The organism is Ferruginibacter sp., from assembly GCF_028288465.1.
GTDB lineage: Bacteria > Bacteroidota > Bacteroidia > Chitinophagales > Chitinophagaceae > Ferruginibacter.
Genome location: NZ_JAQBNR010000005.1, coordinates 38704 through 64326, shown reverse-complemented (window position 1 = coordinate 64326; position 25623 = coordinate 38704). Strand labels below are relative to the sequence as shown.

The window sequence follows — 25623 nt, the reverse complement described above, 5'->3', positions numbered from 1 at the left end:
TAAAAAATGATTGCCTCAAAATGGATGCCGTGGTGAATTTCAGGCTGGGTGCAGTTCTTTACCTTACCTTGCGTAAAATAACTAACCATGCTATTAATCATTTTGGGATTCATCATCTTTATTGCCGTCAATGTGGTGGCAAAAACCAACCCGGTGGCTGCAAAATTTACGGGCGCCGGCCGGATTTTGGGACTGGTGTTTGTTTTGCTGGGCATCTCCTCTGCCTGTGTTAAACAGATAGATGCCGGAGAAATCGGTGTAAAGATTTTGTTCGGTAGTATTCAGAATGATGTCATGGGTAGTGGTTTGCATTTTATCAACCCTTTACTGGATGTAAAAAAACTGGATGTAAAAACACAGAACTATACCATGAGCGGCGTGAACGATGAAGGCAATAAAGCCGGCGACGATGCTATAAAGGTGCTGACAAGTGACGGGTTGGAAGTAACCATTGATTTGACGGTATTGTATCGGGTTGTCGGCGCAGATGGACCAAGGCTGTTGAGAGAGACTGGTGATGACTACAGGGACAAAATTGTTCGGCCCATTACAAGAACCAAGATCCGCGACAATGCCGTGTATTACCAGGCCGTCGATTTATTCGGTTCAAAAAGAGATGAATTTCAGCAGCGCATTTATAAAAGCATTGAAGATGATTTTAAAAAAAGAGGGCTCATGCTGGAACAATTACTGGTAAGAAATATAACATTACCCAACTCAGTAAAAGCATCTATTGAATCGAAAATAAATGCAGAGCAGGATGCAAAAAAAATGGAGTTTGTTTTATTAAAAGAAAAGCAGGAAGCAGAAAGAAAAAGAGTAGAAGCACAGGGCATTGCCGATTACCAAAAGATCATCAACACCGGCCTTACTGACCAGCAATTGCAATATGAACAAATCAAGGCAATGAAGGAACTGGCCCTGAGCGCTAACGCAAAAGTAATCGTAATGGGTAAAGGTAATACACCCTTGATCATTGATGGTAAGCAATAGCACCCTTTAGATGAAATTAAAACACCCATTTTGTTATTAATGCAATACACTATGCAAGTATATTAAATTTTAGTCTCCCATTTTCCTAATAACTGGCGGTAGAAAGCCGAATCATTACGCGGTTTAACAGTTTGTTTTGAAGACGCATGCTGCAGTATGCGCAAGCCTGATAACCATCCTTAGCAGCAAAGACCGGGAAAACCCCTATCTTTGCCGCCTACTCCACTTTAATGATGCGGCAAGTTGTAAGCCGGGTGGTACATAAATTTCCGCTGATTCAGAAAATGCAACGTCTTTCCAGCCTCAAAAAAATCAAAACCATTTAATGGCATTTAGAAAATTAGAATTAATTGAACCTATCCTTAAAGCATTGGCTGAAGAAGGATACACTACACCAACACCCATCCAGCAGCAATCCATCCCGTTGATACTGGAAAGAAGAGATTTGCTCGGTTGCGCACAAACCGGCACCGGTAAAACAGCGGCGTTCGCCATCCCGATACTGCAGATTTTACATGAAGAAAAATCTGCCGTTCGTGGACCAAAACATATTAAAACGCTGATATTAACGCCTACAAGAGAACTGGCTATACAAATTGGTGAAAGCTTTGCTGCATACGGAAAATATACCGGCTTAACACATACTGTGATTTTTGGTGGCGTATCTCAAACGCATCAAACCAACCAGCTGCAAAGAGGCGTGGATATTTTAATCGCTACACCCGGCCGCTTGCTCGACCTGATGAGCCAGGGTTATATTGGCTTGCAGCATTTAAAAATATTTGTACTGGATGAAGCAGACAGGATGCTTGACATGGGTTTTATCCATGATGTAAAAAGAGTGATAATAAAATTGCCTGCGAAAAGGCAAACTCTTTTCTTTTCAGCAACAATGCCGCCCGAAATTCAAACGCTCGCGAATGTACTGCTCACCAATCCGTCTAAAGTAGAAGTAACTCCGGTCTCGTCTACGGTTGACGCCATTGAACAAAGTTTGTATTTGGTTGACAAGGCCAACAAGCCGGGACTGTTGTTGTATCTTTTAAAAGATAAAGCAATTGTTACCGCATTGGTTTTTACCCGTACCAAACATGGTGCAGATAAAGTGGTAAAATTGCTGCAAAAAGAAAATATTACGGCTGCGGCCATACATGGCAATAAGTCACAGAACGCACGCCAGCATGCACTTACCAATTTTAAAAACGGCAACCTTCGCGTATTGGTGGCAACAGATATTGCTGCCAGGGGAATTGATATTGATGAACTCACCCATGTGATCAACTTTGAATTACCAAATGTTCCTGAAACCTATGTGCATCGTATAGGACGTACAGGCAGGGCTGGCAATACTGGTATTGCGATTTCTTTTTGCGATCATGAAGAGAAAACAGAATTAAAGGATATCCAGAAACTCATCGCTAAAAACTTACCGGTGGTGGATAGTCATCCTTATCCCTTAAGTGCGGCAACGTTTATACCACAAGTAGCGGGTCCAAAATTAAAACCTTTTAACCGCAGCGGACGCAGTATGCATTCCAGCGACAGGGGTGGCAGAAAAGGATATGGCACCCAGCGCACGGGTAATAAATAAATCTTTTCTTATTAAATAATTACAACGCTGTTTAGAAATAAACGGCGTTTTTTGTTGTACGAACAGCCCGGGGCCTATTCATTAAAAAGCAAGCAAACATTATATATTCAGTTTTAATTTATTGTAATTTTGATTATATAAAAATTTACTTCATGTCTTCTCTTACACTCACTATCATTCAGACAGATCTTAGTTGGGAAAACAAAGCTGCCAACCTTCAGCGGTTGAAAGAAAAAATTGAAAGGATGGAGCAAAGAACAGAAATTGTTGTACTGCCGGAAATGTTCAGCACCGGTTTTACAATGGTGCCTGAATTATTTGCCGAAACTATGGACGGGGAGACTGTAGCCTGGATGAAAGATATCGCAGAAACCAATAAGATAATTGTTACCGGTAGCCTGATTATAGAAGAGGATGGATTGTATTTTAACCGCTTAATCTGGATGCTGCCCAATGGTCAGTCGGGCCATTACGATAAAAGACATTTGTTTGGTTATGGCGAAGAAGATAAACACTATACTGCTGGCAACAAAAGGTTGATTGCTTCGGTAAAAGGCTGGAGAATTAACCTGCAGATTTGCTATGACTTGCGTTTCCCGGTGTGGAGCCGCCAGCAGCAGTCAGCAAGCGCAGAAAGTGAATACGATCTGTTGATTTATGTAGCGAACTGGCCGGAAAGAAGAAGTCACGCCTGGAAAACATTGTTGTGTGCAAGGGCAATAGAAAATCAATGTTTTGTTGCTGGCGTAAACCGCGTTGGCAATGATAATAAAAACGTGTATTACAGTGGCAATAGCCTGGTAATTGATCCGTTGGGCCAGGTCCTTTATCATATGGCCGACGAAGAAGATGTATTTACCATTACCCTACAAAAAGAAGATGTTGATAAAGTACGGGCTCAATATCCCTTTTGGAAAGACGCAGATGTTTTTACCATCCACTAAACTGCGTTTACCCGTAACCGTTAGGTTGTACTAATTTCTTTTTTAAAAGAAATTCATTCCTGTTTTATTTGTTGACTGGACTTGATAAGGCTTTTTACTATTTCCATTTTTCTGTCAGCAGATCTTCGAACACCGTCTACCGTTGGTGCAATAAAAAGATCCGGCGGTACGCCGCGGCCATTTTTTATAGTATGGTTAAACTGTACGATTTTAAAAAAAGGAAGCCGCACTTTTAATTTTGTATTCGGCAGGGTTATGTCCGGAATCAGCAAGCCGCTGTTGCCATACCACCCTCCGCCTGTTTCTTCTCCCGCAAGGGTAATATTGCTTTGACCTTTTACCGCATTGCAAAATATTGTGGTGGCCGAAAAACTGGGGCCGTTAATAAGTACGTATGTTTGGCCATCAAAATGGTTTTTTGTTTTTGGCTGAAACCAATGCCGCTCCCAGTAACCAAAATGTATATTACCATCTTTTTTCTTTTTGGAGATAAACAGTAACCCAATATTACTAAGCAAACCCTGGTGAATATACTTTGAATACGGGCCAAAAGATTTTGCAACAGCATAAGCCGTATCGACCACTTTAAACGGAGCGTTCCGCAAGTATTTTGTAAGCAGGGCAGACATGTTAATATCCCCGCCACCATTACTTCTAAGGTCGAGGATACAATTTTTTACCTGCTGTTTTTTTATTTTTTTAAACGATCGCCTCATAAATGAACGCAGGTGTCTTCCTCCGCCGTTGCTGAACGTATTTAATGTAATAACCGCCGTATTGATAGTACTGTCTATTTCCATTGACCGGTAACTCTCCCTACGCTCTTTATTCAACTGGCTGCGGGGTGGCTTGGGTTCCATGGGCGGTTTCCGGCGCCGGACAAATGTATCAATCACCGGGTTAAACATCGGCAGCAAAATTGTTTTCTCAACACCAGAACTGTCTGTATATCCAACACGATAATTTTTATAAATACCAAAAATATTCCGGTGGTAATATGGAAAATTACCGCTGATGCGTACATAATTTACATTGTCTGAATAACCATCCAATGGAAGATATTGAAACATCTGCCGGATCATCTCATGATTGCGGATGCCATTGATGGAATTGATCAGCATCCCTTTTTTTATGACAGAATCTTTGTGGTTCAAATTTCCGGTCACCACCATCGTATCTCCCATCACTTTTAAAAACAAGGGAAACGAAGGCGTGATTTTATCACTGATGTATTTATTCCAGTGGTTGCTCATACTAAAACTGGTATGGCCACAATGGATATTGTGCGTAAGCGGGGCCAGCACCTGCCAGCCAAACTGCAACTCGGTCATCGAATCGGCAATGGCATTGTAACAACTGTCGAAATAAAAATTCATGCTGTCTTTTGGTGTGTACCAATAAAGTGCGGGATGCTTTTTTTCTAAAATATTTCTAAGCAATGAATAATCTTCCTGTAATTCCTGGCGGGTGTATTTTTTATTGGGATTATAATTTTTATTGCTTACAGCACATCCTGTAAAGAAAATGAAAGCGGTTAAAAGAGGAAAGAAAAACTTTTTAATCATGTGAAGTATTGAATGCATTCGCTGGTTCAATAACAATAAACGCATCAATTTATTGCGGTGACTGATTCATATGGTTCCAGCCTTGTGCAACCAGCTGGTGCTTATTACCGCCCCTTGTTATTATATGGGTTCCCTCTTCTGCATCCGTCATGTAACCAATTACGCTAATTTGCTCATTCAGCACAATTTTATCATAATCGGTTTGAGAAAGCGTGAACAACAATTCATAATCCTCCCCGCCACTTAAAGCACAGGCTGTTGGATCCAGCTCTAAAGTATAGGCAAACTGGCGGGCATCTTCATGAATGGGTATTTTATCTTCATAAATGATACAACCTAAATTGCTTTGCTTACAGATATGAAGTGCTTCGCTGCTCAGTCCATCGCTTACGTCAATCATGGCCGTTGGCATAATTCCTTTTTCAGCAAAAAACTCAACGATATCTTTTCTTGCTTCCGGCTTCAGTAAGCGGCCAACAATATAAGCCTGGTTTTCCAGGTCGGGCTGGGCGCCGGTTTCAGCAAAAATTCTTTTTTCTCTTTCTAATATCGTCAGCCCCAAAAATGCGCCTCCTAAAAAACCACTCACACAAAGCAAATCTCCTTTTTTAGCCGTGCTTCTTTTTACAAAAGTATCTGGGGTTACTTCGCCTATGGCGGTAACAGAAATAACAAATCCTTTTTGAGAAGAGGTTGTATCTCCGCCGACTAAGTCTACTCCATATCTTTCGCAGGCCGCGTAAACGCCTTCGTAAAATTCATCCATTGCTTCCAGGCTGAAACGGTTGCTGAATGCAATGCTGAGCGTTATTTGCGTAGGCGTAGCGTTCATTGCATATACATCACTTAAATTGGCTATTACAGATTTATAACCCAAATGTTTTAAGGGTGTATACATCAGGTCGAAATGAATTCCTTCTATCAGCATATCTGTAGTTACCACAATTTGCTTACCGAAGTGATCCAGTACAGCCGCATCATCGCCAACACTTAAAACCGTGGAAGCATTTCTTGTTTCATTATTTTGAGTAAGATGATCTATTAATCCAAACTCGCCCAATGCATTTATTTCTGTTCTGTCGTTGCTCATATTTCTTTACTGTTTATTATCCCGCTTTTTTTATTGATCAGGCTTTCTTAAAAGCCCTGGTTTACAAACGGATCATACCTTGCGTATTCGTCAAAATTAACAAAACTGCCTGATACTTTCCGTTGAATGCATAACCATAGAGCCTTTTCATTGTTTACTGTTTTTTATTAAACTGTTGACGAATACTTTTTATAAGTCGTGTAAGTTTTTTATCTTGCTGCGAATGAAATTCCTCTCTCCTACGATATCAAGGCTTGCACGAATGCGTTTTTGGCGCATCAAAAACTGGAGTAATCATCCGGTGGCCAGCCAGCGGGAGGTTTTACAGGAACTGGTAACTGCAGCCCAATACACGGAGTTCGGAAAAAAATACAATTTCTCCCAGCTATTTACATTAAAAGATTTCAAACGCAATGTACCGATACAGGAGTACGACGATGTAAAACCATACATTGAGCGGATGATGAACGGGGAAGAAAATGTTTTGTGGAATACGCCTGTAAACTGGTTTGCAAAAAGCAGTGGCACCACGTCTGCAAAAAGTAAATTCATTCCCATCAGTGAAGAAAGCTTAACAGATAACCATTTTAAGGGCTCAAAAGATGTAATCACCACTTACTATGAAAATTTTCCTTCAAGCGATCTGTTAACAGGAAAAGCGCTTGTTATCGGCGGCTCACATCAACTCAGCAAAGTTAAAGACGATATCCAGTTTGGTGATTTAAGTGCCATCCTGATGCAAAATTCTCCCTTTTGGGGCCAATGGCTGCGTACCCCGGAATTAAGTATTGCCTTGCTGGATGAATGGGAAAACAAAATTGAAAAACTGGCCAGGGTTACGGCAGATGAAAATGTTACTTCTATTGCCGGCGTACCCACCTGGACCTTGTTGCTATTAAAGCGAATACTGGAAATTAAAGGAAAGCAGACAATTAAAGAGGTTTGGCCCAACCTGGAGTTATATATCAATGGCGGGGTTTCGTTTGTGCCTTACCGGGAACAGTTTGAAAAGGTTATCGGTGGCAAGGTTAATTACCTTGAAATTTACAATGCCAGCGAAGGTTTTTTTGCAGGTCAGCAAAAGCCGGATGATGATGGTATGCTGCTATTTACCGAGCATGGCATTTTTTACGAGTTTTTACCTGTGGAAGAATACGGCAAACCGAATCCTCAAACCATCGGATTAAAAAATGTAGTTCCCGGAAAGAATTATGCGCTGGTAATTAGCACTACCGGCGGCTTATGGCGATACCTGATTGGCGATACAATACAGTTTACTTCTATCAACCCATATAAAATAAAAGTTAGTGGCCGTCTAAAACATTATATGAACGCTTTCGGTGAAGAAGTAATTGTAGACAATAGCGACAAAGCCATTGCGATTGCGGCGGAAAAGACCAATTCGATTGTAAACGATTATACGGCCGCTCCTGTTTACTTTAGTGAACACAAAAACGGTGCCCATGAGTGGCTGATTGAATTTGATAAAGAACCAGCCAACCTGCACCAGTTTACCGTTGAGCTTGACACTGCGTTAAAAAATCACAACAGCGACTACGAAGCCAAGCGGCAAAAAGACATTGCATTGCGTCTACCAATAGTGCATGCTTTACGAAAAGGAATTTTTACAGAATGGTTGCGTAGCAAAGGCAAACTTGGCGGGCAAAACAAAGTGCCGCGGTTAAGCAATGAGCGCATAATGCTGGAAGAGATTTTGTTGCTTCGGTAATTCTTTTTCTTAATTTTCCCTTCTTCTTACTATCAAAAACCAATCATTTTCAAGTGGCAGGTATCCATACTCATAACAGAAAAAATAGGTGTTGCCCTTTTTGTTTACGTAAGTGTGTGTGATGTATTTAAACTGAAATTCTTTGTGCAACAATTTATCTTTTGTCGTCTTCACCATTTCTTCATTCTCCGGCAACAAGGCATCCAGTATGCGCCGGTTTTTGCGTAACGCATTATTGATATTGCGTACATAGTTATTATCAGTAGCTTTCAGCTGATTATTATATCCATTCCGGCAATAGTCATCACAAAATTTTTTGTCCGTTCTTCCTTTAAGGGGCTTCCCACAGGTTAAACAGTTTTTTGCAGCAGTATCAGTTGTCATAAGCCATGGTGTTGATTTATAAAGAAAAGATACAATTTGTTTTTTACAAGTACAAGCGTTTACAAACGGTTATATACAACTATAAACGACTAAACTACGATTAACGCGTTTAGTCAGCCGCATCTTTGTGTTGTCAATCGGTACGGCGCCTTCCGGTTGATTGAAATAACAAAATTTAAAAATTCTAAAATTTACAACCATGTACGCACTAAAAAACAAAGTTCAACTGATTGGTAATTTGGGTAACGCTCCTGAAATTAAAAATACCGAAAGCGGAAAAAAGCTTGCCCGCTTCAGCATCGCCACCAACGAAAATTACCGTAACGCAAAAGGAGAAAAGGTAACAGAAACAACCTGGCACAATTTGGTGGCCTGGGGCAAAGTGGCTGACCTGGCAGAAAAATTTTTACAGAAAGGAACGGAAGTAGTAATTGAAGGAAAACTGATCAACAGAAGTTACACTGATAAAGATGGTGTTAAAAAGTACATCAGCGAAGTACAGGTAAATGAGTTGTTGTTGCTAAATAATAAGGCCCAGGTATAACCCTTTACCTTTAAGGATTGCATGGTTTTCTGCAATTGGTATTGCGTCAAACTGTGCAATCCTTTTTTCTTTGTTATCGCTTTATCTTTATATTGTTAAACAGCGGTTTCTTTATAAAGAAGTCCAATAATTCTTTAACCGGTTTGGTCATCAGTAAACAATCAATTGAGTGGGCAACAACACAACAGATATCACCAACACGTCATTTCAACTGGCCTCAGATTTTGTCAATTATACAAATGCATCTGTCTTTTTAACCGGTAAAGCCGGTACGGGCAAAACCACTTTTTTAAAACACGTAAAAGAAGATGGAATAAAAAATACGGTAGTGGTAGCACCTACAGGTGTTGCTGCAATCAATGCAGGAGGCACAACAATTCATTCATTTTTTCAATTGCCCTTTACTCCATTTATTCCGGTTAGCAAGGGTTATGGCGCCAATGATACTATAAGCGATAAGCACAGTCTCATCGGAAGACTTCGCTTAACAAACGACCGCAAAGAAGTAATGCAAAAATTAGAGCTACTAATTATTGATGAGATAAGTATGGTGCGCTGCGATGTGCTGGATGCCATTGACACAGTATTACGCCATGTGCGTAGCCAGTATTCGGTGGCGTTTGGTGGCGTGCAGATATTATTGATTGGTGATATGTACCAGTTGCCGCCCGTAGTAAAATCGGAGGAATGGGAGTTGCTCTCTCCATATTACAAGAGCGAATATTTCTTTAACAGTCATGCTATAGAATCGCAACAACCTGTTTACATAGAACTTGACAAAATTTACCGCCAGAATGATGACGCATTTGTGCAGGTTCTAAACCAGGTACGAAATAATGAAATGGACCTGGATAGTGATCAATTGTTGCATACCCGTTATCTTCCAGGGTTTAATCCAGTAAGAGAAGAAAATTATATCACTCTCACAACACACAATAGCAAAGCGGATGCAATAAATTTTAGAGCACTGAATGAACTGGAGGGCAAAGTACAAAGTTTCGATGCTACCATTGAGGGAGAGTTCTATGAAAAGTCTTTTCCTGCGGATCTGAATTTAAAATTAAAGATTGGTACACAAGTGATGTTTCTTAAAAATGACATTGAAAAAGTACGCCGGTATTTTAACGGCAAAATTGGTATAGTTGACAAGATCGAGGATGACAAAATTTTTGTTCAATGCCAGGGAGAACCAACACCAATTGAAGTAAAAAAAGAAAAGTGGAGAAATATCCGTTACAACCTTGACAAAACAACTAACCAGATTGAGGAAAATGAAATCGGTTCTTTTACTCAATTTCCCTTGCGTCTTGCGTGGGCTATCACCATTCATAAAAGCCAGGGCCTTACATTTGAAAAAGCCATTATTGATGCGGGTGAAGCTTTTGCACCTGGCCAGGTGTATGTTGCTTTAAGCCGTTGCACAACATTGGCAGGCATGATATTGCACAGTCGCATTAATAATCATAGTTTGCGCAACGATAGGCGCATTGCTGAATTTGCTTCGGCGCAACGAACATCTGCTGCACAACTACAATTGTTGCAACAAGCAAAACACTTATTCCAGGAACAGATTTTAGTGCAACTATTTAATTTTGAAGAACAGCTTTTGCATGCAAAGGCATTGTTCCATTTTATAAATTCTCAAACTTCGGTTTTTAATAAAGAGGCCATTGACTGGGCTGATATGATAAAGTCGGCAACAGCAAACATGGAGCATACGGCAACAAAATTTCTCCCCCAGCTGAAAGAATTATTAGGTCACACGATACTGCCTGAAAATAATGAAGCCTTACACAAAAGAATTGCAGCTGCAAGCAATCATTTTTATACAGAACTTGAAAATTGCCTGCACAAAATAAATAAATGCAATGCTGTAACAGACAGTAAAGTCGTGGCCCTTGATGGTAATAAGTTATTGGCCGACCTGTACCAAAGCCTCTTCTTGCGTAAACATCTATTAGGTGTATGTAAAGACGGCTTTATTGTTTCCGGTTATCTGAATCAAAAAAAGACTTTTGTAAAGCCCTATGTGCAGGTGAATTTCTATGCCGGGAAATCTTCTTACCAAAAAAATGACAGCCCTCATCCGGATTTGTATAAGCAACTTCGTGCAAAACGGGACGAACTCTGTGACAAAAAAAACCTGGCCGTTTTTATGGTTGCCAACAGCACTACACTGGATGAAATGGCCCGCTATCTTCCGCAAACTTTCGACGAATTAACCATGATCAGCGGTTTTGGAAAAGTGAAAACACTGCAATTTGGAGAAGTTTTTTTAGCAATTATTAATTCCTATTGTGAAGAAAATAACCTGCACACAAACATAGAAGCGATGCCAGTAAAAGCAAAGCGAAAGGTGAAAACTGTGGAAGTAAAAACAGATACAAAAACAGCCAGCTTTCATTTGTTTAAAGAAGGCAAAACCGTTGCTGAAATTGCAGCAGAAAGAAATTTAGTTGCCGGAACCATTGAAGGACATCTTGCCTATTTTGTTGAATTGGGAGAAGTTGATGTAAACGGGTTGCTAAGTACAACTAAACAAGATTTAATAAATGAAGCCATCACAAAACATGGTACAGAAGGGCATAAAAAAATCATGGAAAATTTACCTGCTGGCATTAGCGATGGCGAAGTTAAAATTATGTTGGCTTCATTAAAAAAGCTCAACCGGTTTGATAGTAAACTGAACTAAGGTTAAATTGATTTGTACAAGGCGATTAATAACTTCCAGTATCTTCGCCAATCCTTCACGTTGTATGATAATTTGAGTAGCTTTCCTTTGTCTAATTGTGTTAAGACCATCAACATAAAAGATTTAATGTGAAGTAGTCAATATTTAATCTGACAATTGGGATTAATTTTAAGTTACCACACTTATTTAAATAACCCCAAAATGTCAGATTATGAAACAAGAATCGAAATTAATCAAAACCAAGTTAGGTCTGCTAAATCTTGCAGAACATTTAGGCAATGTCTCCCAGGCATGCAAAGTAATGGGCTACAGCCGGGATAGTTTTTACCGCATCAAAGAGATGTACGATACTGGTGGTGAAGCAGCCTTAAAGGAGGTTAGCCGCAGTAAACCAATCTTAAAAAACCGTGTTGATCCGGAAGTGGAAACAGCAGTTGTAAAAATGGCTTTTGAGTTTCCTGCATATGGTCAGTCAAGAGCCAGTAATGAACTTCGTAAACTAGGTATTTTTATTTCACCCGGCGGAGTTCGAAGTGTTTGGCTGCGCAACGATCTGGAGGTGTTTGATAAACGCCTAAAGGCTTTAGAAGCCCGTGTTGCACAGGATGGTATTATCCTGACCGAAGCCCAGGTTATTGCCATGGAACGAAAGAAAGAAAAGACAGAAGCCTTTGGTGAAATAGAAACCGAACATCCTGGTTATCTCGGTTCACAAGACACTTACTACGTGGGGAATATCAAAGGAGTTGGCCGTATCTATCAACAGACATTTATTGATACTTACAGTCGGGTTGCTTTTGCCAAACTCTACCAAAGCAAGCATGCCATCACCTCAGCAGACGTGCTCAATGACCGGGTATTGCCTTTCTTTGAAGAACAACAAATTCCACTGCTCAGAATCCTTACTGACCGTGGTACAGAATACAACGGTAAACCGGAGCACCATGAATACCTGTTGTACCTGCAGATTGAAGGCATTGATCACAGCAAAACAAAGGTCCGGCATCCACAGAGCAACGGCATTTGCGAACGTCTTCACCGAACTATGCAGGAAGAATTTTATGCCGTTGCTTTCAGAAAAAAACTGTACGATAACCTGGAAGATTTACAACAGGATCTTGATCACTGGATAAAGTTCTACAATCATCAGAGGCCACATAGCGGCAGGTATTGTTTTGGCAAAACGCCGATGGAAACTTTCAAGGATTCTATTACCTTAGCAAGGAAGAAGTTTTTAGGGCAGGTCACACCGGCAGCATAAAACAAAATATATCCTGACCCTATAAAACTAAAAATCCTTTATTGTCCGATTAAATACTGTCTATTACATTTAATGATTCAAATCCGTTATTATTTTTTATTGACGGACTTCATAAAAACAATGAGGTATAACTAATAATATAGTTATACCTCATTGTTAAAAAGTTGTTTTATCTTCCGAAGTCATCCTGTACTCTTACAATATCTTCTTCATCGCTCGGATTTTCCCGGTCTGTATGCCGCCAGATTTCTGCAACAACTCCCCAACCGTCCATACCTATAAGGCGATGACGTTCGCCCTGCTTCAATTGTATAATATCGCCGATTTTTAATTCTGTTATTTCTTTTTCCTCATCCGTATCACTGGTAATTACTCCCGCAACACCTCCAATTAATTTCCAGATTTCTGACCGCCGGTGATGGTATTGCCAGCTTAATCTTTTATGTGGTGCGACAATCAATATTTTGGGACTTAATTTTCCTGAGATGCTCAACTCTTCTTTTGTCAAATGGGGAAAGTATAGAGCTATAAACTTTCCAGCTTCACCTTCTTCTAACACAAAAAAACCTCCCCATGGACGGGAACTATCCTGGCTTGCTACTTTTAACTCTCTTTCATGCAGGTAGGCTGCTATTTTTTCAAAAATTAATTCTTTAGAGGTATCAGCAGAAAAATTCAATGCCATAATTGTTCATTTAATTATTATAAAATCGAGTGCAAATGTAGTTATAATCCGATTTTTAAACTTTTCCTCTTTATTTACCTGCCCATAAATACCATCAATATCTGCACGTCGCTGGGGTTAACACCAGATATGCGGGAGGCCTGACCAAGCGTGCGTGGTCTTATCTTGGTAAATTTTTGACGGGCTTCGTTACTAAGCGAAACCAGTTTTGTATAATTGAAATTATCGGGAATAATAAGATCTTCCAACGTACTCATTTTAGCTACCAGTTCCCGCTCCTTCTCAATGTAGGTATCGTATTTTGTTACGATCTCAACCTGTTCAAGTGTTTCAGTATCAAACTCTTCTAATGCCAATTTAATTCTTGCCACGGAAACTTGCATATCTGTCAGGCTTATGTTTGGTCTAAGTAGCAATTGCAAGATTTTCTGCTTATTTACCAATGGAGCGGATTGAACACTTCCTAAAAATTCGTTTATTTCTCCCGGTTCCACAGATAGCATGCCTAATAAGTCTGTTGCCTTCTTTACTCCCGCTATTTTGCCTTCTACTCTATCCATTCTTTCTTGGGAGGCAAGGCCTAATTTATAGCTTAATGGTGTCAGGCGCACATCCGCATTATCCTGTCTTAAGAGTGTTCTGAATTCTGCCCTGCTGGTAAACATCCGGTAAGGTTCATCAGTACCCTTATTAATCAAGTCATCAATCAAAACGCCTATGTAAGCTTCACTCCTCTTTAATACCAACGGCTCCAGATCTTTTACTTTTTGATGTGCGTTGATTCCCGCCATTAACCCCTGGCAGGCAGCTTCTTCATACCCGGTAGTACCGTTTATTTGACCTGCAAAGAATAGATTTTGAATCAGTTTGGTTTCCAGGCTGAACTGCAACTGGGTGGGTGGAAAAAAGTCGTATTCAATCGCATATCCCGGGCGAAACATTTTACAGTTTTCAAATCCGGGAACTAATTTAAGTGCCTGGTATTGAACATGCTCAGGCAAAGAAGAGGAAAATCCGTTTACATAAATCTCAACCGTATTGAAACCTTCTGGCTCTACAAACAATTGGTGCCTGTCTCTTTCTGCAAAACGGTTAATTTTATCCTCAATACTTGGACAATATCGTGGACCTGTACCTTTTATTCGTCCCTGGAACATCGGACTCTTTTCAAACCCTGTTTTCAATATATCATGAACCTGCTCGTTGGTATAGGTCATCCAGCAACTTCTCTGTTGTTCAGGCTTTATTCTGGGCACATTAAGAAAACTAAATCCTGTTATCTGCTCATCCCCCTTTTGTTCTTCCATCTTACTATAATCCAAACTGCGCCCATCGATTCTTGGAGGTGTTCCTGTTTTTAAACGCTGACTTTCAAATCCGAGACTAACAAGTTGTTCAGTAATACCAGTAGCTGCCTTTTCAGCCATTCTGCCCCCGCCCAATTGCTTTTCCCCAATATGAATTACCCCATTTAGGAAGGTTCCATTGGTTAATACCACAGCTTTACTTTTAATTTCATGACCAAGCCCGCTTATAACACCACTTACCCTGCCACCCTTGATAAGCAAGCCATTCACCATATCCTGGTAAAAATCAACATTTGGAGTTTGTTCCAGCATTTCCCGCCACTTACCCGCAAACAGCATCCGGTCGCTTTGAGCTCTTGGGCTCCACATTGCCGGGCCTTTTGATCTGTTCAGCATCCTGAACTGTATCATGCTTTGATCGGTTACAATACCGCTATATCCTCCCATAGCATCTATTTCCCTCACTATCTGTCCTTTAGCTATACCACCCATAGCCGGATTACAACTCATTTGAGCAATGGTTTGCATATTCATGGTAATTAACAGCACTTTACTGCCCAAGTTAGCTGCAGCTGCAGCTGCCTCACAACCGGCATGTCCGGCTCCTACTACTATAACATCATATTCTGGAAACATTTTACAAAGATACAATCGGTAAAATGGTTTTTAAAGGTCGTTTAAAGGATGAATCCCTCTTATCGAGGTGTTCCACGTGGAACACCTATAAATAAACTGAGCTTTAATGTTCCACGTGGAGCATTTAGCCAAAATATTCACTGAGCGTTCTATTCTCCATTCTAGTCATCAAAGCTTTATCTTTTGTCGCCTTATCTTTAAAACCACACAGGTGAAGTATTCCATGAAAGATAATCCTGTGTAATTCATTGTTGATAGTTACCTTATTAGTCATCGCGTTCTCTTTAATCCTATCCAGACTGATATAAATCTCGCCTTCTATAACTTGTGGATCCTCTGATAAATTGAAGGTTACTATATCTGTGTAATATTCATGCTGCAGGAAATCCCTGTTTATCTTAAAAAGATACTCGTCTGTACAGAAAATTATACTGAGACTATTGAGTGACCTCTTATTCGAAGCAAACAAATGCTGAATAAATTTTTTCAACCTACGCCTTTCTCTAAGCGCAATCCTTGCATCAATAAAAAAAAATTGTACTCCCATGATAATATATCGGATAACGAAATTATAGAACAATTACGAATGAATACTTTTGCATTAATAAACCACCAAGATGGATCGTAAATTATCGGAAATAAAAGTTGGTAAATCAGTTACCATAAAGTCTTTTGAAAAAGATGATATTTTTCTAAAGCTAATGGAAATGGGGTGTGTTCCTGGAGAAGTTATCATAGTAGATCAAATTGCGCCATTGGGTGACCCCATTTCTATATTGGTCTCCGGCTATCACTTAAGCCTAAGGCTTAATGAAGCTGAAAATATATGGGTAGAAGAAATCCAGGTTGCAAACAAAAAAAATGACCCAGCTCTATGAGGATAGGCCTTTACTTTGGATCGTTTAATCCTGTTCATATTGGCCACTTAATCATTGCAAATTGCGCCATAAACAGCACAGCTCTTCAACAAGTATGGATGGTGGTATCTCCACAAAATCCGTTAAAACTTTCAGCTACACTATTAAATGAGTATTCAAGGCTCCACCTTATTCAAACTGCACTGGAGGGCGAGTATAATATCAAAGCGTCTAAAATTGAATTCTCGCTGCCAAAACCGTCTTATACTATTGACACTTTAACCTATCTTAAAGAGCGGTATCCGCAACACCAATTTTCAGTTATTATGGGTAGCGACAGCCTATCAAATATAACGAAATGGAAAAACTACAAAATGCTTTTGGAGGAATATGAACTGTTTGTCTACAAAAGACCTCATTTTGATGTGCTTAAAGGAGTCGGCACAAAAATTAATATTTTAGATGCTCCGTTACTTGAAATCTCATCTACCTATATTCGTAATCTCATTAAAGAAGGAAAATCAATCCGGTATCTTCTGCCAGATGCTGTAAAGGATGAAATTGAAAAAAATAACTATTACCGGTAGTCTAACATATAAAGCCTAATAAGAGACAGAACAATACAATAACAGGTGCAGGAATTTTTGAAAATTTTAGAATAAGAAATGTACCTGCAATGACTGCGATATTTAACAATGCAACTCCATCAAATCCCAGAAGCGAAATATCCTTCAACAAAAACAAAGTTGATCCCGAAATCAAACCAACAACCACCGCATTAATACCTTCGAGTGCCCGGTAAACTACAATGAATTTTTTTAGATTTTGCCAGACCGGAAAAAAAAATAAAACCAACAAAGCACTGGGTAAAAAAATGCCAACTGATCCGATTACACAGCCTAAAAGCTGACTTATTGTACCCTCCTTTTTTAATGCAATTCCGCCTGTATAAGAAGCAATAGAAAATACGGGTCCCGGTATAGCCCGCACTATTCCCGCTCCTGTCAGTAATTCGCTCTTATCAATCTTTATAATATTTTGTGAACCATTGGCAAACTTAGGTGCCGTGGGCCTGACAACATATTGATCAAGCATCATGGGTATCAGCACATCGCCGCCTCCAAAAATAAAACTGCCGAACCTGTAAAAGTTTTCGAACAAGTTATAAGCCTTCCTGTTCTGCCACTCTTGCTTTCTCGCAGTTTCGCTTAAATAACCAGCTACCAGGAAAATCAGCACAAATAGCCAAATATTTGTCCACCGGATTTGCTTTGGCCTAATCTTCTCTTTTTCCGGGATACGGTTACTACTAAAATTTGTAGCAATTCCTCCTAAAATAATTAGTGCAGGAAATACCCACGGAGTTTTAAAAAGAAAAAATGTAAAAATGGTAGCGCTTACCATTATAATCCTGGTAATCAAATTATTTACTGAAATGCCAAACGTTTTAACTGCAGCATAAGCCAGAAAACCAATTGCCATAGGCTGGATAAATTGAAATAGTCCCGTCTGAAGATTCGCTGTTCCAATCTTGCTTACGACAAATGACAGCAGCCCCATTAAAATGCATGCTGGTAAAATCCAAATTATCAAAGTAGCAACCGCCAGTGAAATTCCTCCTCTTTTATAGCCAATTAAGGTTAGCGTTTGGGTAGAAGATGCTCCAGGCAACATCTGGCAAAAAGACACGTATTCCAGTAATTCTTCTTTTGTAACATCCCTTCGCTTTTCAACGAAAGTTTTCATCATCATACCCAGATGACCCTGCGGACCACCGAAAGCAGTAACGCTATGCAAAAGAACCGATTTCAGAAATGGAATATGCCGCAGAAACTTCAACTTAATATATTCTAATTAAAAATCACTTTCTAAGATGTTATAAAACAAAAATAGTTGGGTTATAAGATCAACGTACCCGTTGGTTTACTTTTTTAGACCAATCTCCCGTAAGCGTTCATCCAGATATTCCCCGGCGGTTATATCATCGTAAGCTTTCGGATTCTCTTTATCCACGCACTTATCAAGGCAACGCAAACTCATAGCTGATACCGGATGCAAAAAAAATGGTATCGAAAACCGGGATGTATGCCACAATTCTCTTGATGGGTTAACTACCCTGTGGGTAGTACTTCTTAGCTTGTTATTTGTAAATCTCTGCAACATATCACCAACATTTACAACTATTTGATCTGGTAATGATGTTACGGGAATCCATTTATTTTGACGGTTAAGAATCTCTAATCCATCCGCAGAAGCACCTACCAATAAAGTAATCAGGTTAATATCCTCATGCTGCTCAGCACGAATCGCAGATTTCGGTTCTTCTGTTATAGGTGGATAATGTATTGCACGTAAAATAGAATTGCCGTTTTTTATAAAGGGCTCAAAATAAAACTCCTCCAAGCCGAGATAAAGTGATATTGCCTGCAACAAAGCACCACCCGATTTCTCAAAAGCCCGGTATGCTTTCTCAAATATTTCATTAAAACCATCTACTTCTTTTACGGAAATATTTGGCGGGTATTCTTCAACGGAGAAACCGTCATGGGGAACCTGCCCATATTGGTAGAATTCCTTTAAATCTGCAGCTTCACTTCCCTTTGCATGCTCTTTACCGAATGATGTATATCCCCGCTGCCCTGCAAGTACAGGATCCTCATAGGTTACTTTCTGCAATGCGGGTAATGAAAAAAAATGCTGCACCCTCAAATAGAGTTCATTAATAAGCTCAGCTGAAACACCATGGTTCTTCACCGCTACAAAACCTACCTCTTCATACGCTTCCCCTAACGTCCTTACAAAGCGTTTTTTCGACTCCTTACTGCCTTTTACAAAATCATCCAGATCAACTGATGGTATATTCATAAACAACTTTATTGTGAATGTGCAGGTGAATTAAGCGCTAAATTGATAACAAACGAAATTAAGTGTGCTACAAACCATATTGCTTGCTTATTTCAAGCATCCTTTGTATAGGTCTTTTAGCGGCAACAATCAATTTTTCATCCATTGTAATTTCGGGCGTTTCATATTCCATGCACAAGTATAATTTCTCTAACGTATTCAATTTCATATGCGGACAGTCATTGCAGGCACAGCTGTTATTCGGCGGTGCCGGAATAAACGTCTTATCAGGGCTGCTTTTTTGCATCTGGTGTAAAATACCAGTTTCAGTAACTACAATAAATTCATTTGCATTGCTGTCAATAGAATATTTTAATAAACCTGTAGTACTACCTACATAGTCTGCAACCCGTAATACAGCATCTTCACACTCGGGATGTGCTATTACTTTAGCATTGGGATGGCGCACTTTCAACTTAATAATCTTTTCCAGGCTAAAAATCTCGTGAACCATACATGCACCATTCCAAAGTACCATATCCCTTCCTGTCTTCTTATTTAAATAAGCACCCAGGTTTTTATCAGGGGCAAAAATTATTTTTTGCTCATGTGGAAGACTCTCTATTATTTTTTCCGCATTGCTGCTGGTACAGATAATATCACTTAGTGCCTTCATACCTGCAGAACAATTAATGTAGCTGATTACAATATGATCAGGATATTTATCCCTGAATAACTTGAATAATTCCGGCGGAGCACTGTCACTCAATGAACAACCTGCTTTTAAATCCGGAAGCAATACTTTTTTATGGGGATTTAAAATCTTGGCTGTTTCTGCCATAAAATGAACGCCTGCAAAAACGATGATGTCTGCGCTTGTCTTCTCAGCCTGTTGCGCCAACCCAAGACTATCACCAATAAAATCCGCAACATCCTGTATATCCGGCTCCTGGTAATAATGTGCCAGCACAATTGCATTCTTTTCTTTCTTCAATTTTTCAATCTCAGCAAATAAATCTATACCCGGGTCAATATCAATATCTAAAAAACCTGCTGTTTCAATATTGGCTTTTGCAGTGTTAATATCTCGCATAATATGTTTTAGTATTTCTTATTTTTAAATTAACCTACTACTACTAGGGATGTTAACTTGTGGAAATAAATATTTCTGATTTTTTGTAAAATTAAATTAATCATCTTATCCACCATCATCCACACCTAATTAACATTTTATATTAACTACATGTTATAGTACATTTTCTAATCCACTCATCATTCCCAGCTTCTGCAATAATTTTTTCTCACACCGGTGCATAAAATTCAATGCTGAAAAATAAATTGATTTATTGAATTTCATCTATGTTAATGAACTACCTGATAAACTGTTATTGATGCACACCCTTTATAATTCTTCGTTGCTAACACCAAACTTTTGCTCCAACTCTCCCCTTTTTCTGAAGAAGAATAGCACGTTTATGCACAGTAATGCATGTTTATACACAGCCCCCTGTTAATATTAATAAGCATAAAAAATTTACAATAAAATTCATTTTTTAATAATGCTGGTGGTGCTGCAATTGCGGCTTGTTATCCACAGTTTGTTAATATGTATAATTACCCTATTTTTGCCGTCCATTTTAATATAAGTATAACAATGCAGATTATTCAGAATATTCGTGAAAAAGGATCAGCCATAGTAATCGGTGTGATTGCCCTGAGTTTAATTGGTTTTATAATGATGGATTCCAGAACTGCAAGCAGCCGAAGCAGTTCCAGTTCTTCCATTGGTAAAATTAACGGAGAGACAATAGACAGCAAAACTTTAGTTGATAAAGTAAAACAGCTGGAAGATCAGCGTGGTGGCCATGTTTCCGGATCTGAATTATACCAGTTGCGCCAAAGTGCATGGGACCAGTTGGTAGCCGAAAAAGTCTTAAGCAGCGAATTTGATAAATTGGGTCTTGTTTTTTCTCCAAAAGAATTAAGCAGTATACTTTTTAGTGAAGATGCACCGCAAACATTAAAGCAGGCATTTACTGATAAGACAACGGGACAATACGATATAAATAAAGCGAAAGAATGGTGGCTGCAGGCAAAAAAAGCAAAAGGTGAACAAAGAGATGCCATAGATGCACAAATTGTGGAACCTTTGATTTTACAAACGCTTGCCAATAAATACAGCAGTTTGATAGCAGCAAGTGCCTATTACCCAACTTGGATGCAGGAAAAAGAAAATGCTGAGACAAATAGTTTTGCCAACATTTCTTACGTTTCAGTTCCATATAACACCATCAGCGATAGCACCGTAAAAGTGAGTGACGATGAATTAACAGATTATATGGGTAAGCATAAAAATATTTATAAGCAGGATGGTGGAAGAATAATCTCTTATGTTAGTTTTAGTGCGCTTCCCAGCAATTCGGACACCGTTAAAACTTTTGAACTGGTAAGTAATTTAAAAAGCGCTTTTGCTGCGGACACCAATTCAAAGGCATTTGTTGCAAGAAATATGAGTGCCATCGCTTTTGATGACAGTTATACCTTGAAGTCAAAATTAACCATGTCTCAAAAAGATTCCGTTGCAGCTTTATCAAACGGAGCAGTATTCGGACCTTACCTGGATGGCAAAAATATTGTGCTGGCAAAAATGCTCGGCAGCCGCCAGTTACCTGATAGCGTTAAATGCCGTCACATATTAATAGCAACAAAAAATCAGCAAACTGGAGAACCAACATTAAGTGACAGTTTGGCTAAAGCAAGAATAGATAGTATTGCTTCTGCCATAAAAGGCGGAGCAGATTTTAATACAATGGTATTGAAGTATAGCGATGACCAGGGTAGTAAAGATAAAAAAGGAGAATACGATTTCAGTGCAGCACAATTAGCAGGCCCCAATTCACTTGCAAAAGAATTTGGAGAAACTATTTTCTATGGTGCAACCGGAGATAAAAAAGTAGTTAAGACTGAATTTGGCTATCACTATATTGAAGTGTTGAACCAGAAGAATTTTGAACCTGCTTATAAAATAGCCTACGTTGCCAAAGAGATTTTACCAAGCGACGAAACAATTAACGGTGCAAGTGCGCAGGCAACAAAAATGTACAATGAAGCCCGCGATGCAAAAGCAGTGGAAGCTTATGTTGCAAAGAACGGATTGAGAAAAATAGACATTCCGATATTGGTTAAAGAGAATGATTACCAGTTTGGTTCATTGCAGGATGCAAGACAATTAATTAAATGGGCATTTGAAGCGAAGCAGGGTGATGTGAGCGAACCCTTTAATATAGAAGACCAGTTTGTTGTTGCAGTACTCGATAAAATTCAGCCAGAAGGTTTGCCAGATGCTAAAACAGCCAGGCCAATGGTTGAACAAACAGTGCGTAACCTGAAGAAAGCAGATGAGATAATAAAAAAACTAGGCTCATCACCAACCCTGGAGGCAGCAGCAGCGGCATACAAGGTGCAGGTAAATACTGCAGGTGCAGATTCAACTATAACCTTTTCATCTCAGATAATTAATGGTGTGGGCCAGGAACCAAAAGTAATCGGTGCAGCTTTTAACAAGGCTAATCAAACAAAAGCATCCGAACCGATTGCCGGAACAAATGGCGTTTATGTGATAAAGGTGAACAGTATAGGAAATAAAGCTGCGGTTGCACCAGAACTTGCTACCACCCAGGTTGCAGAAAAAACCAGGACGATGGTGCAAACAACCTATAGCTTTTTTGAATCGCTAAAGAAAATCGCTGATATAAAAGATAACAGAAGCAAAATATTTTAGGTTAACAAACGTATTTTAACCGGGCATAAGCCCGGTTTTTTTATGTCCTGATTATAGCCTTGACAGTAAACTTTTTCGTCAATCGAAAGTGATAGTAAACAAAACAAATCCTATTAGCGTTAATTTTGTACTGATGGAAGAAACATTTGTAAATAAAGTAAGTGAGAGTGGAATTCTGTCATTAAATCTGGAAGAGTACTATCCAAAGGAGACAGAAATTGCATTGTTTGATATGAAGGACTATTTATTTATGGGCCTGATATTAAAAGAAAAGGAATTTAGGGAGAATCTTAAAACACTTGATCTGACAGCTTATACGGATAAAATTGTAGCTGTTACCTGCAGTGCCGATGCAGTTATACCCATGTGGGCATACATGCTCGTGGCGAGTAACCTTCAACCTGTTGCCAGGGAAGTAACATTTGGCACCGTTGACGAAATAAAAAAAATGACGTTGTTAAAAAATATTAACCAGTTGCCTGTTGACGAATATCGTGATAAACGAGTTGTAATAAAAGGCTGCGGTGAAATACCTGTTGGAGAAGCAGCTTATTTGCTGGCCACGCAAATTTTAAGGCCAGTCGCTAAAAGCATTATGTACGGGGAGCCCTGCAGTACCGTACCTATCTTCAAAAAAAAGCAATAAATTTCCTGCGTCGGCTTTATTTTTTATCTTCACTTCCTTTCTCTACACCTCATCATGCATAATGACTGAAGCATTGTTAAAAGGTTTTGCCATTAGCCTGTTGCTGATTTTTTCAGTTGGTCCGGTCGCTTTTACAATTCTTAAACAAAGTATCAATAATGGCCGTAGTGGAGGTTTTAGTTTTGTTGCTGGCGTTTGGCTAAGCGATCTTTTGCTGGTGTTGTTAAGCAACGTGTTTACAGAGTGGGTTGCCGAACTTATGGATTTTAAAAAAGTAATCGGCTTTACCGGAAGCTGTTTACTGATAGCAATGGGGATCTATTATTTGTTCTTTAAGAAAATACATATTAAGGAAGACGAAAACAAAATTGTTATAACCGCCCGAACACATGCGAAACTGGTTGTCTCCGGATTTTTTATAAACACGTTAAATCCGGCGCTGTTGCTTTTTTGGCTTACAACAGCTACAGCTCTTGCAGTAACGCACACCATTAATCAGCGTATAATAATTTTTGCTACCTGCCTTATAATAAACAGTGCCGCCGATATTTTAAAAGTAATATTAGCAGGCAAGCTCAGAAGCAAACTCAACGAAAAGAACATATCTCTCATCAATAAAATCTCCGGCTTAATACTCGTAATATTCGGGATTGTGATTATAGCGGGTGTATTTTATTCAACAGCCAAACATTAACCAATCAATTACGTGTAATCTGGCTCACTTGCACTTATTTTACAGTATGAAGCCACTGCTTTTCATTGTTGCTGCTTTTATTTCGCTGCAGGCTTTTTGCCAGAGTGCAGATTTCATCCTGCTAAAAAAGCACGACCGCACGATCGGCACATATTACAAGGGAAATAATATTGCTTTTACAAATCCACAAGGCAGTTATATTGAAGCCCTGATTACCGATATAAAAAACGACACCCTATTTTTAAGACAATTTATCATAAGGCAGGTACCCACAACACTGGGAGTATATATGCTGGATACTGTTGCGAGCTACCGCTATCAGTATAATTATAAAGACATAAAAGCCATAGGCCGGGATGGTGGTAAATTCAATGTGTCCGGCAGTGCGGCTGCGCTTATGGGCGGCGGCGCTTTACTAACAGTTGCCAGCGGTGTTGTTTATTTAGCCGATAGAAATAAATTTAGTCCGCAGTTAATGGTGAGCGCCATGGCTCTGGGAGGTATTGGATACCTGATGGCAAGGTTAACCGGAAAAGGAATGATCATAGGAAAAAAATATTCACTGGTATATGTGGAAGTAAGCAATAATAAAAAGCCATAAGCTATATTGCACAAAATTAACGGCCCATTCCTATGCAGAAAGCCTGGCGTATTTGTAAAAAAGTTTTTTTGTGGCTTTTTATTTTACAGTTTGTATACATCCTTTTTTGTAAATGGATCAATCCCCCCATCACGCTTACACAAACCGCAAGTCTTTTAACCGGCAATGGTTTACACAGAGATTATGTTTCCTTTAATGAAATGAGCCCTAATATAAAACTGGCTGTTATGGCGAGTGAAGACCAGCTGTTTCCAGAACACAATGGTTTTGACATTAAGGCGATAAAGAAAGCCATGACCTACAACAAAAAACATGCAACCAAAGTTCGTGGTGCCAGCACCATCAGCCAGCAGGTTGCTAAAAATGTTTTTTTATGGCAGGGCAGAACTTTTATCAGAAAGGGCCTGGAAGTGTATTTTACTTTTATGATTGAAAAAGTGTGGAGTAAAAAACGCATATTGGAAATGTATTTGAATGTAGCAGAAATGGGAAAAGGAATTTTTGGCGTACAGGCCGCAGCAAAAGCGTTTTTTAACAAAGACGCTAAAAACCTCACCAGGTCCGAAGCTGCCATGATAGCAGCAGCATTGCCTAACCCCAAAGTGTTTACGGTGAAACCGCTGAGTAATTATGTGGCCAGGCGTTATCCTGAAATAATGCGTCAAATGGATAACCTGGATGGTGACGAAGGAATTGAAGACCTTACAAAATAAATCAGGACTTTTTTCTGCAAAAAAACGTGTTTTATTTTGGTGCCTGGCAGCCTGGCTAATCTTACC

At 39.4% G+C, this 25623-nt stretch carries 23 protein-coding genes; 14 read left to right on the top strand and 9 right to left on the bottom strand.

The annotated features are described in order from the left end of the window. Positions 1–87: 87 nt before the first annotated feature. The 3 genes from JWR61_RS02660 (at position 88) to JWR61_RS02650 (ending at position 3528) form a co-directional block, all read left to right on the top strand. A complete protein-coding gene (locus tag JWR61_RS02660) occupies positions 88–993 on the top strand; it encodes a prohibitin family protein (RefSeq protein WP_301926307.1) in 906 nt (301 codons plus the stop codon). A 325-nt stretch (positions 994–1318) separates the two neighbouring features. Then, positions 1319–2584, top strand: a complete 1266-nt coding sequence (locus JWR61_RS02655; protein WP_301926306.1) for a DEAD/DEAH box helicase — start codon at positions 1319–1321, stop codon at positions 2582–2584. Positions 2585–2736: 152 nt separating this feature from the next. Beyond that, positions 2737–3528 carry an amidohydrolase gene (locus tag JWR61_RS02650; protein WP_301926305.1) on the top strand — a complete coding sequence of 264 codons (792 nt, stop codon included), beginning with the start codon at positions 2737–2739 and terminating at the stop codon, positions 3526–3528. 53 nt (positions 3529–3581) lie between these two features. On the opposite strand, the gene JWR61_RS02645 is transcribed toward JWR61_RS02650, so the two are convergent. Together JWR61_RS02645 and thiL are read right to left on the bottom strand one after the other, a co-directional pair. Next, positions 3582–5093, bottom strand: coding sequence for a S41 family peptidase (locus JWR61_RS02645; RefSeq protein ID WP_301926304.1), 1512 nt, complete (start codon positions 5091–5093; stop codon positions 3582–3584). A gap of 49 nt (positions 5094–5142) precedes the next feature. Continuing rightward, positions 5143–6183 carry a thiamine-phosphate kinase gene (gene thiL, locus JWR61_RS02640; RefSeq protein ID WP_301926303.1) on the bottom strand — a complete coding sequence of 347 codons (1041 nt, stop codon included), beginning with the start codon at positions 6181–6183 and terminating at the stop codon, positions 5143–5145. A 223-nt stretch (positions 6184–6406) separates the two neighbouring features. Here thiL and JWR61_RS02635 point away from each other — a divergent pair, with 223 nt between their 5' ends. Continuing rightward, positions 6407–7912, top strand: coding sequence for a GH3 auxin-responsive promoter family protein (locus JWR61_RS02635; protein WP_301926302.1), 1506 nt, complete (start codon positions 6407–6409; stop codon positions 7910–7912). 9 nt (positions 7913–7921) lie between these two features. Here JWR61_RS02635 and JWR61_RS02630 read toward each other — a convergent pair whose 3' ends face one another. After that, complete coding sequence (locus tag JWR61_RS02630; protein WP_301926301.1) at positions 7922–8296, bottom strand: hypothetical protein; 375 nt, start codon at positions 8294–8296, stop codon at positions 7922–7924. A gap of 199 nt (positions 8297–8495) precedes the next feature. Here JWR61_RS02630 and JWR61_RS02625 point away from each other — a divergent pair, with 199 nt between their 5' ends. From JWR61_RS02625 to JWR61_RS02615, 3 genes are all read left to right on the top strand, one after another. Continuing rightward, positions 8496–8840: a single-stranded DNA-binding protein gene (locus JWR61_RS02625; protein WP_301926300.1), complete on the top strand. Its 345-nt coding sequence runs from the start codon at positions 8496–8498 to the stop codon at positions 8838–8840. A gap of 169 nt (positions 8841–9009) precedes the next feature. Beyond that, positions 9010–11532 carry a helix-turn-helix domain-containing protein gene (locus tag JWR61_RS02620; RefSeq protein ID WP_301926299.1) on the top strand — a complete coding sequence of 841 codons (2523 nt, stop codon included), beginning with the start codon at positions 9010–9012 and terminating at the stop codon, positions 11530–11532. A gap of 211 nt (positions 11533–11743) precedes the next feature. Then, positions 11744–12793, top strand: coding sequence for an IS481 family transposase (locus JWR61_RS02615; RefSeq protein ID WP_301926298.1), 1050 nt, complete (start codon positions 11744–11746; stop codon positions 12791–12793). A gap of 169 nt (positions 12794–12962) precedes the next feature. On the opposite strand, the gene JWR61_RS02610 is transcribed toward JWR61_RS02615, so the two are convergent. The 3 genes from JWR61_RS02610 to ybeY form a co-directional block, all read right to left on the bottom strand. After that, positions 12963–13478, bottom strand: a complete 516-nt coding sequence (locus tag JWR61_RS02610) for a hypothetical protein (protein WP_301926297.1) — start codon at positions 13476–13478, stop codon at positions 12963–12965. Between the two features lie 74 nt (positions 13479–13552). Next, on the bottom strand, positions 13553–15421 hold the full coding sequence (mnmG, locus tag JWR61_RS02605; RefSeq protein WP_301926296.1) for a tRNA uridine-5-carboxymethylaminomethyl(34) synthesis enzyme MnmG: 1869 nt from the start codon (positions 15419–15421) through the stop codon (positions 13553–13555). 124 nt (positions 15422–15545) lie between these two features. Beyond that, positions 15546–15968, bottom strand: a complete 423-nt coding sequence (ybeY, locus tag JWR61_RS02600) for an rRNA maturation RNase YbeY (protein WP_301926295.1) — start codon at positions 15966–15968, stop codon at positions 15546–15548. Between the two features lie 70 nt (positions 15969–16038). Between ybeY and JWR61_RS02595 the strand changes: the two genes are divergently transcribed. Further along, the gene (locus JWR61_RS02595; RefSeq protein ID WP_301926294.1) at positions 16039–16299 is read left to right on the top strand and encodes a FeoA family protein; all 261 of its coding nucleotides are present in this window, start codon (positions 16039–16041) and stop codon (positions 16297–16299) included. Next, a complete protein-coding gene (gene nadD, locus JWR61_RS02590; RefSeq protein WP_301926293.1) occupies positions 16296–16865 on the top strand; it encodes a nicotinate (nicotinamide) nucleotide adenylyltransferase in 570 nt (189 codons plus the stop codon). The genes JWR61_RS02595 and nadD overlap by 4 nt, the downstream gene beginning before the upstream one ends. 1 nt (position 16866) lies before the next feature. Here nadD and JWR61_RS02585 read toward each other — a convergent pair whose 3' ends face one another. From JWR61_RS02585 to nadA, 3 genes are all read right to left on the bottom strand, one after another. Then, entirely contained in the window at positions 16867–18075 is a 1209-nt protein-coding gene (locus JWR61_RS02585; protein WP_301926292.1) for a chromate transporter, read from the bottom strand. 126 nt (positions 18076–18201) lie between these two features. Beyond that, positions 18202–19143 (bottom strand): isopenicillin N synthase family oxygenase, encoded by a 942-nt coding sequence (locus JWR61_RS02580; RefSeq protein ID WP_301926291.1) that lies wholly within the window; start codon positions 19141–19143, stop codon positions 18202–18204. 67 nt (positions 19144–19210) lie between these two features. Further along, positions 19211–20215 (bottom strand): quinolinate synthase NadA, encoded by a 1005-nt coding sequence (nadA, locus tag JWR61_RS02575; RefSeq protein WP_301926290.1) that lies wholly within the window; start codon positions 20213–20215, stop codon positions 19211–19213. 561 nt (positions 20216–20776) lie between these two features. On the opposite strand from nadA, the gene JWR61_RS02570 reads away from it, so the two are divergent. The 5 genes from JWR61_RS02570 to mtgA all read left to right on the top strand — a co-directional run bounded on the left by JWR61_RS02570 (position 20777) and on the right by mtgA (position 25557). Continuing rightward, on the top strand, positions 20777–22903 hold the full coding sequence (locus JWR61_RS02570) for a peptidylprolyl isomerase (protein WP_301926289.1): 2127 nt from the start codon (positions 20777–20779) through the stop codon (positions 22901–22903). A gap of 133 nt (positions 22904–23036) precedes the next feature. Further along, positions 23037–23549, top strand: a complete 513-nt coding sequence (locus JWR61_RS02565; protein WP_301926288.1) for a DUF2480 family protein — start codon at positions 23037–23039, stop codon at positions 23547–23549. 61 nt (positions 23550–23610) lie between these two features. Beyond that, the gene (locus tag JWR61_RS02560) at positions 23611–24243 is read left to right on the top strand and encodes a LysE family translocator (protein ID WP_301926287.1); all 633 of its coding nucleotides are present in this window, start codon (positions 23611–23613) and stop codon (positions 24241–24243) included. 46 nt (positions 24244–24289) lie between these two features. Then, entirely contained in the window at positions 24290–24844 is a 555-nt protein-coding gene (locus JWR61_RS02555) for a hypothetical protein (RefSeq protein ID WP_301926286.1), read from the top strand. 32 nt (positions 24845–24876) lie between these two features. Next, entirely contained in the window at positions 24877–25557 is a 681-nt protein-coding gene (gene mtgA, locus JWR61_RS02550) for a monofunctional biosynthetic peptidoglycan transglycosylase (protein WP_301926285.1), read from the top strand. Positions 25558–25623: the final 66 nt, after the last annotated feature.

What these genes read in the sequence shown, in the direction of transcription:
- JWR61_RS02570 (WP_301926289.1), top strand. Translation starts at nt 20,777, where the DNA reads ATGCAGATTATTCAGAATATTCGTGAAAAAGGATCAGCCATAGTAATC.
- JWR61_RS02595 (WP_301926294.1), top strand. Translation starts at nt 16,039, where the DNA reads ATGGATCGTAAATTATCGGAAATAAAAGTTGGTAAATCAGTTACCATA.
- nadA (WP_301926290.1), bottom strand. Translation starts at nt 20,215, where the DNA reads ATGCGAGATATTAACACTGCAAAAGCCAATATTGAAACAGCAGGTTTT.
- JWR61_RS02610 (WP_301926297.1), bottom strand. Translation starts at nt 13,478, where the DNA reads ATGGCATTGAATTTTTCTGCTGATACCTCTAAAGAATTAATTTTTGAA.
- JWR61_RS02615 (WP_301926298.1), top strand. Translation starts at nt 11,744, where the DNA reads ATGAAACAAGAATCGAAATTAATCAAAACCAAGTTAGGTCTGCTAAAT.
- thiL (WP_301926303.1), bottom strand. Translation starts at nt 6,183, where the DNA reads ATGAGCAACGACAGAACAGAAATAAATGCATTGGGCGAGTTTGGATTA.
- JWR61_RS02660 (WP_301926307.1), top strand. Translation starts at nt 88, where the DNA reads ATGCTATTAATCATTTTGGGATTCATCATCTTTATTGCCGTCAATGTG.
- JWR61_RS02645 (WP_301926304.1), bottom strand. Translation starts at nt 5,093, where the DNA reads ATGATTAAAAAGTTTTTCTTTCCTCTTTTAACCGCTTTCATTTTCTTT.
- ybeY (WP_301926295.1), bottom strand. Translation starts at nt 15,968, where the DNA reads ATGGGAGTACAATTTTTTTTTATTGATGCAAGGATTGCGCTTAGAGAA.
- JWR61_RS02635 (WP_301926302.1), top strand. Translation starts at nt 6,407, where the DNA reads ATGAAATTCCTCTCTCCTACGATATCAAGGCTTGCACGAATGCGTTTT.
- JWR61_RS02565 (WP_301926288.1), top strand. Translation starts at nt 23,037, where the DNA reads ATGGAAGAAACATTTGTAAATAAAGTAAGTGAGAGTGGAATTCTGTCA.
- JWR61_RS02555 (WP_301926286.1), top strand. Translation starts at nt 24,290, where the DNA reads ATGAAGCCACTGCTTTTCATTGTTGCTGCTTTTATTTCGCTGCAGGCT.
- JWR61_RS02630 (WP_301926301.1), bottom strand. Translation starts at nt 8,296, where the DNA reads ATGACAACTGATACTGCTGCAAAAAACTGTTTAACCTGTGGGAAGCCC.
- nadD (WP_301926293.1), top strand. Translation starts at nt 16,296, where the DNA reads ATGAGGATAGGCCTTTACTTTGGATCGTTTAATCCTGTTCATATTGGC.
- JWR61_RS02655 (WP_301926306.1), top strand. Translation starts at nt 1,319, where the DNA reads ATGGCATTTAGAAAATTAGAATTAATTGAACCTATCCTTAAAGCATTG.
- JWR61_RS02625 (WP_301926300.1), top strand. Translation starts at nt 8,496, where the DNA reads ATGTACGCACTAAAAAACAAAGTTCAACTGATTGGTAATTTGGGTAAC.
- JWR61_RS02650 (WP_301926305.1), top strand. Translation starts at nt 2,737, where the DNA reads ATGTCTTCTCTTACACTCACTATCATTCAGACAGATCTTAGTTGGGAA.
- mnmG (WP_301926296.1), bottom strand. Translation starts at nt 15,421, where the DNA reads ATGTTTCCAGAATATGATGTTATAGTAGTAGGAGCCGGACATGCCGGT.
- mtgA (WP_301926285.1), top strand. Translation starts at nt 24,877, where the DNA reads ATGCAGAAAGCCTGGCGTATTTGTAAAAAAGTTTTTTTGTGGCTTTTT.
- JWR61_RS02560 (WP_301926287.1), top strand. Translation starts at nt 23,611, where the DNA reads ATGACTGAAGCATTGTTAAAAGGTTTTGCCATTAGCCTGTTGCTGATT.
- JWR61_RS02580 (WP_301926291.1), bottom strand. Translation starts at nt 19,143, where the DNA reads ATGAATATACCATCAGTTGATCTGGATGATTTTGTAAAAGGCAGTAAG.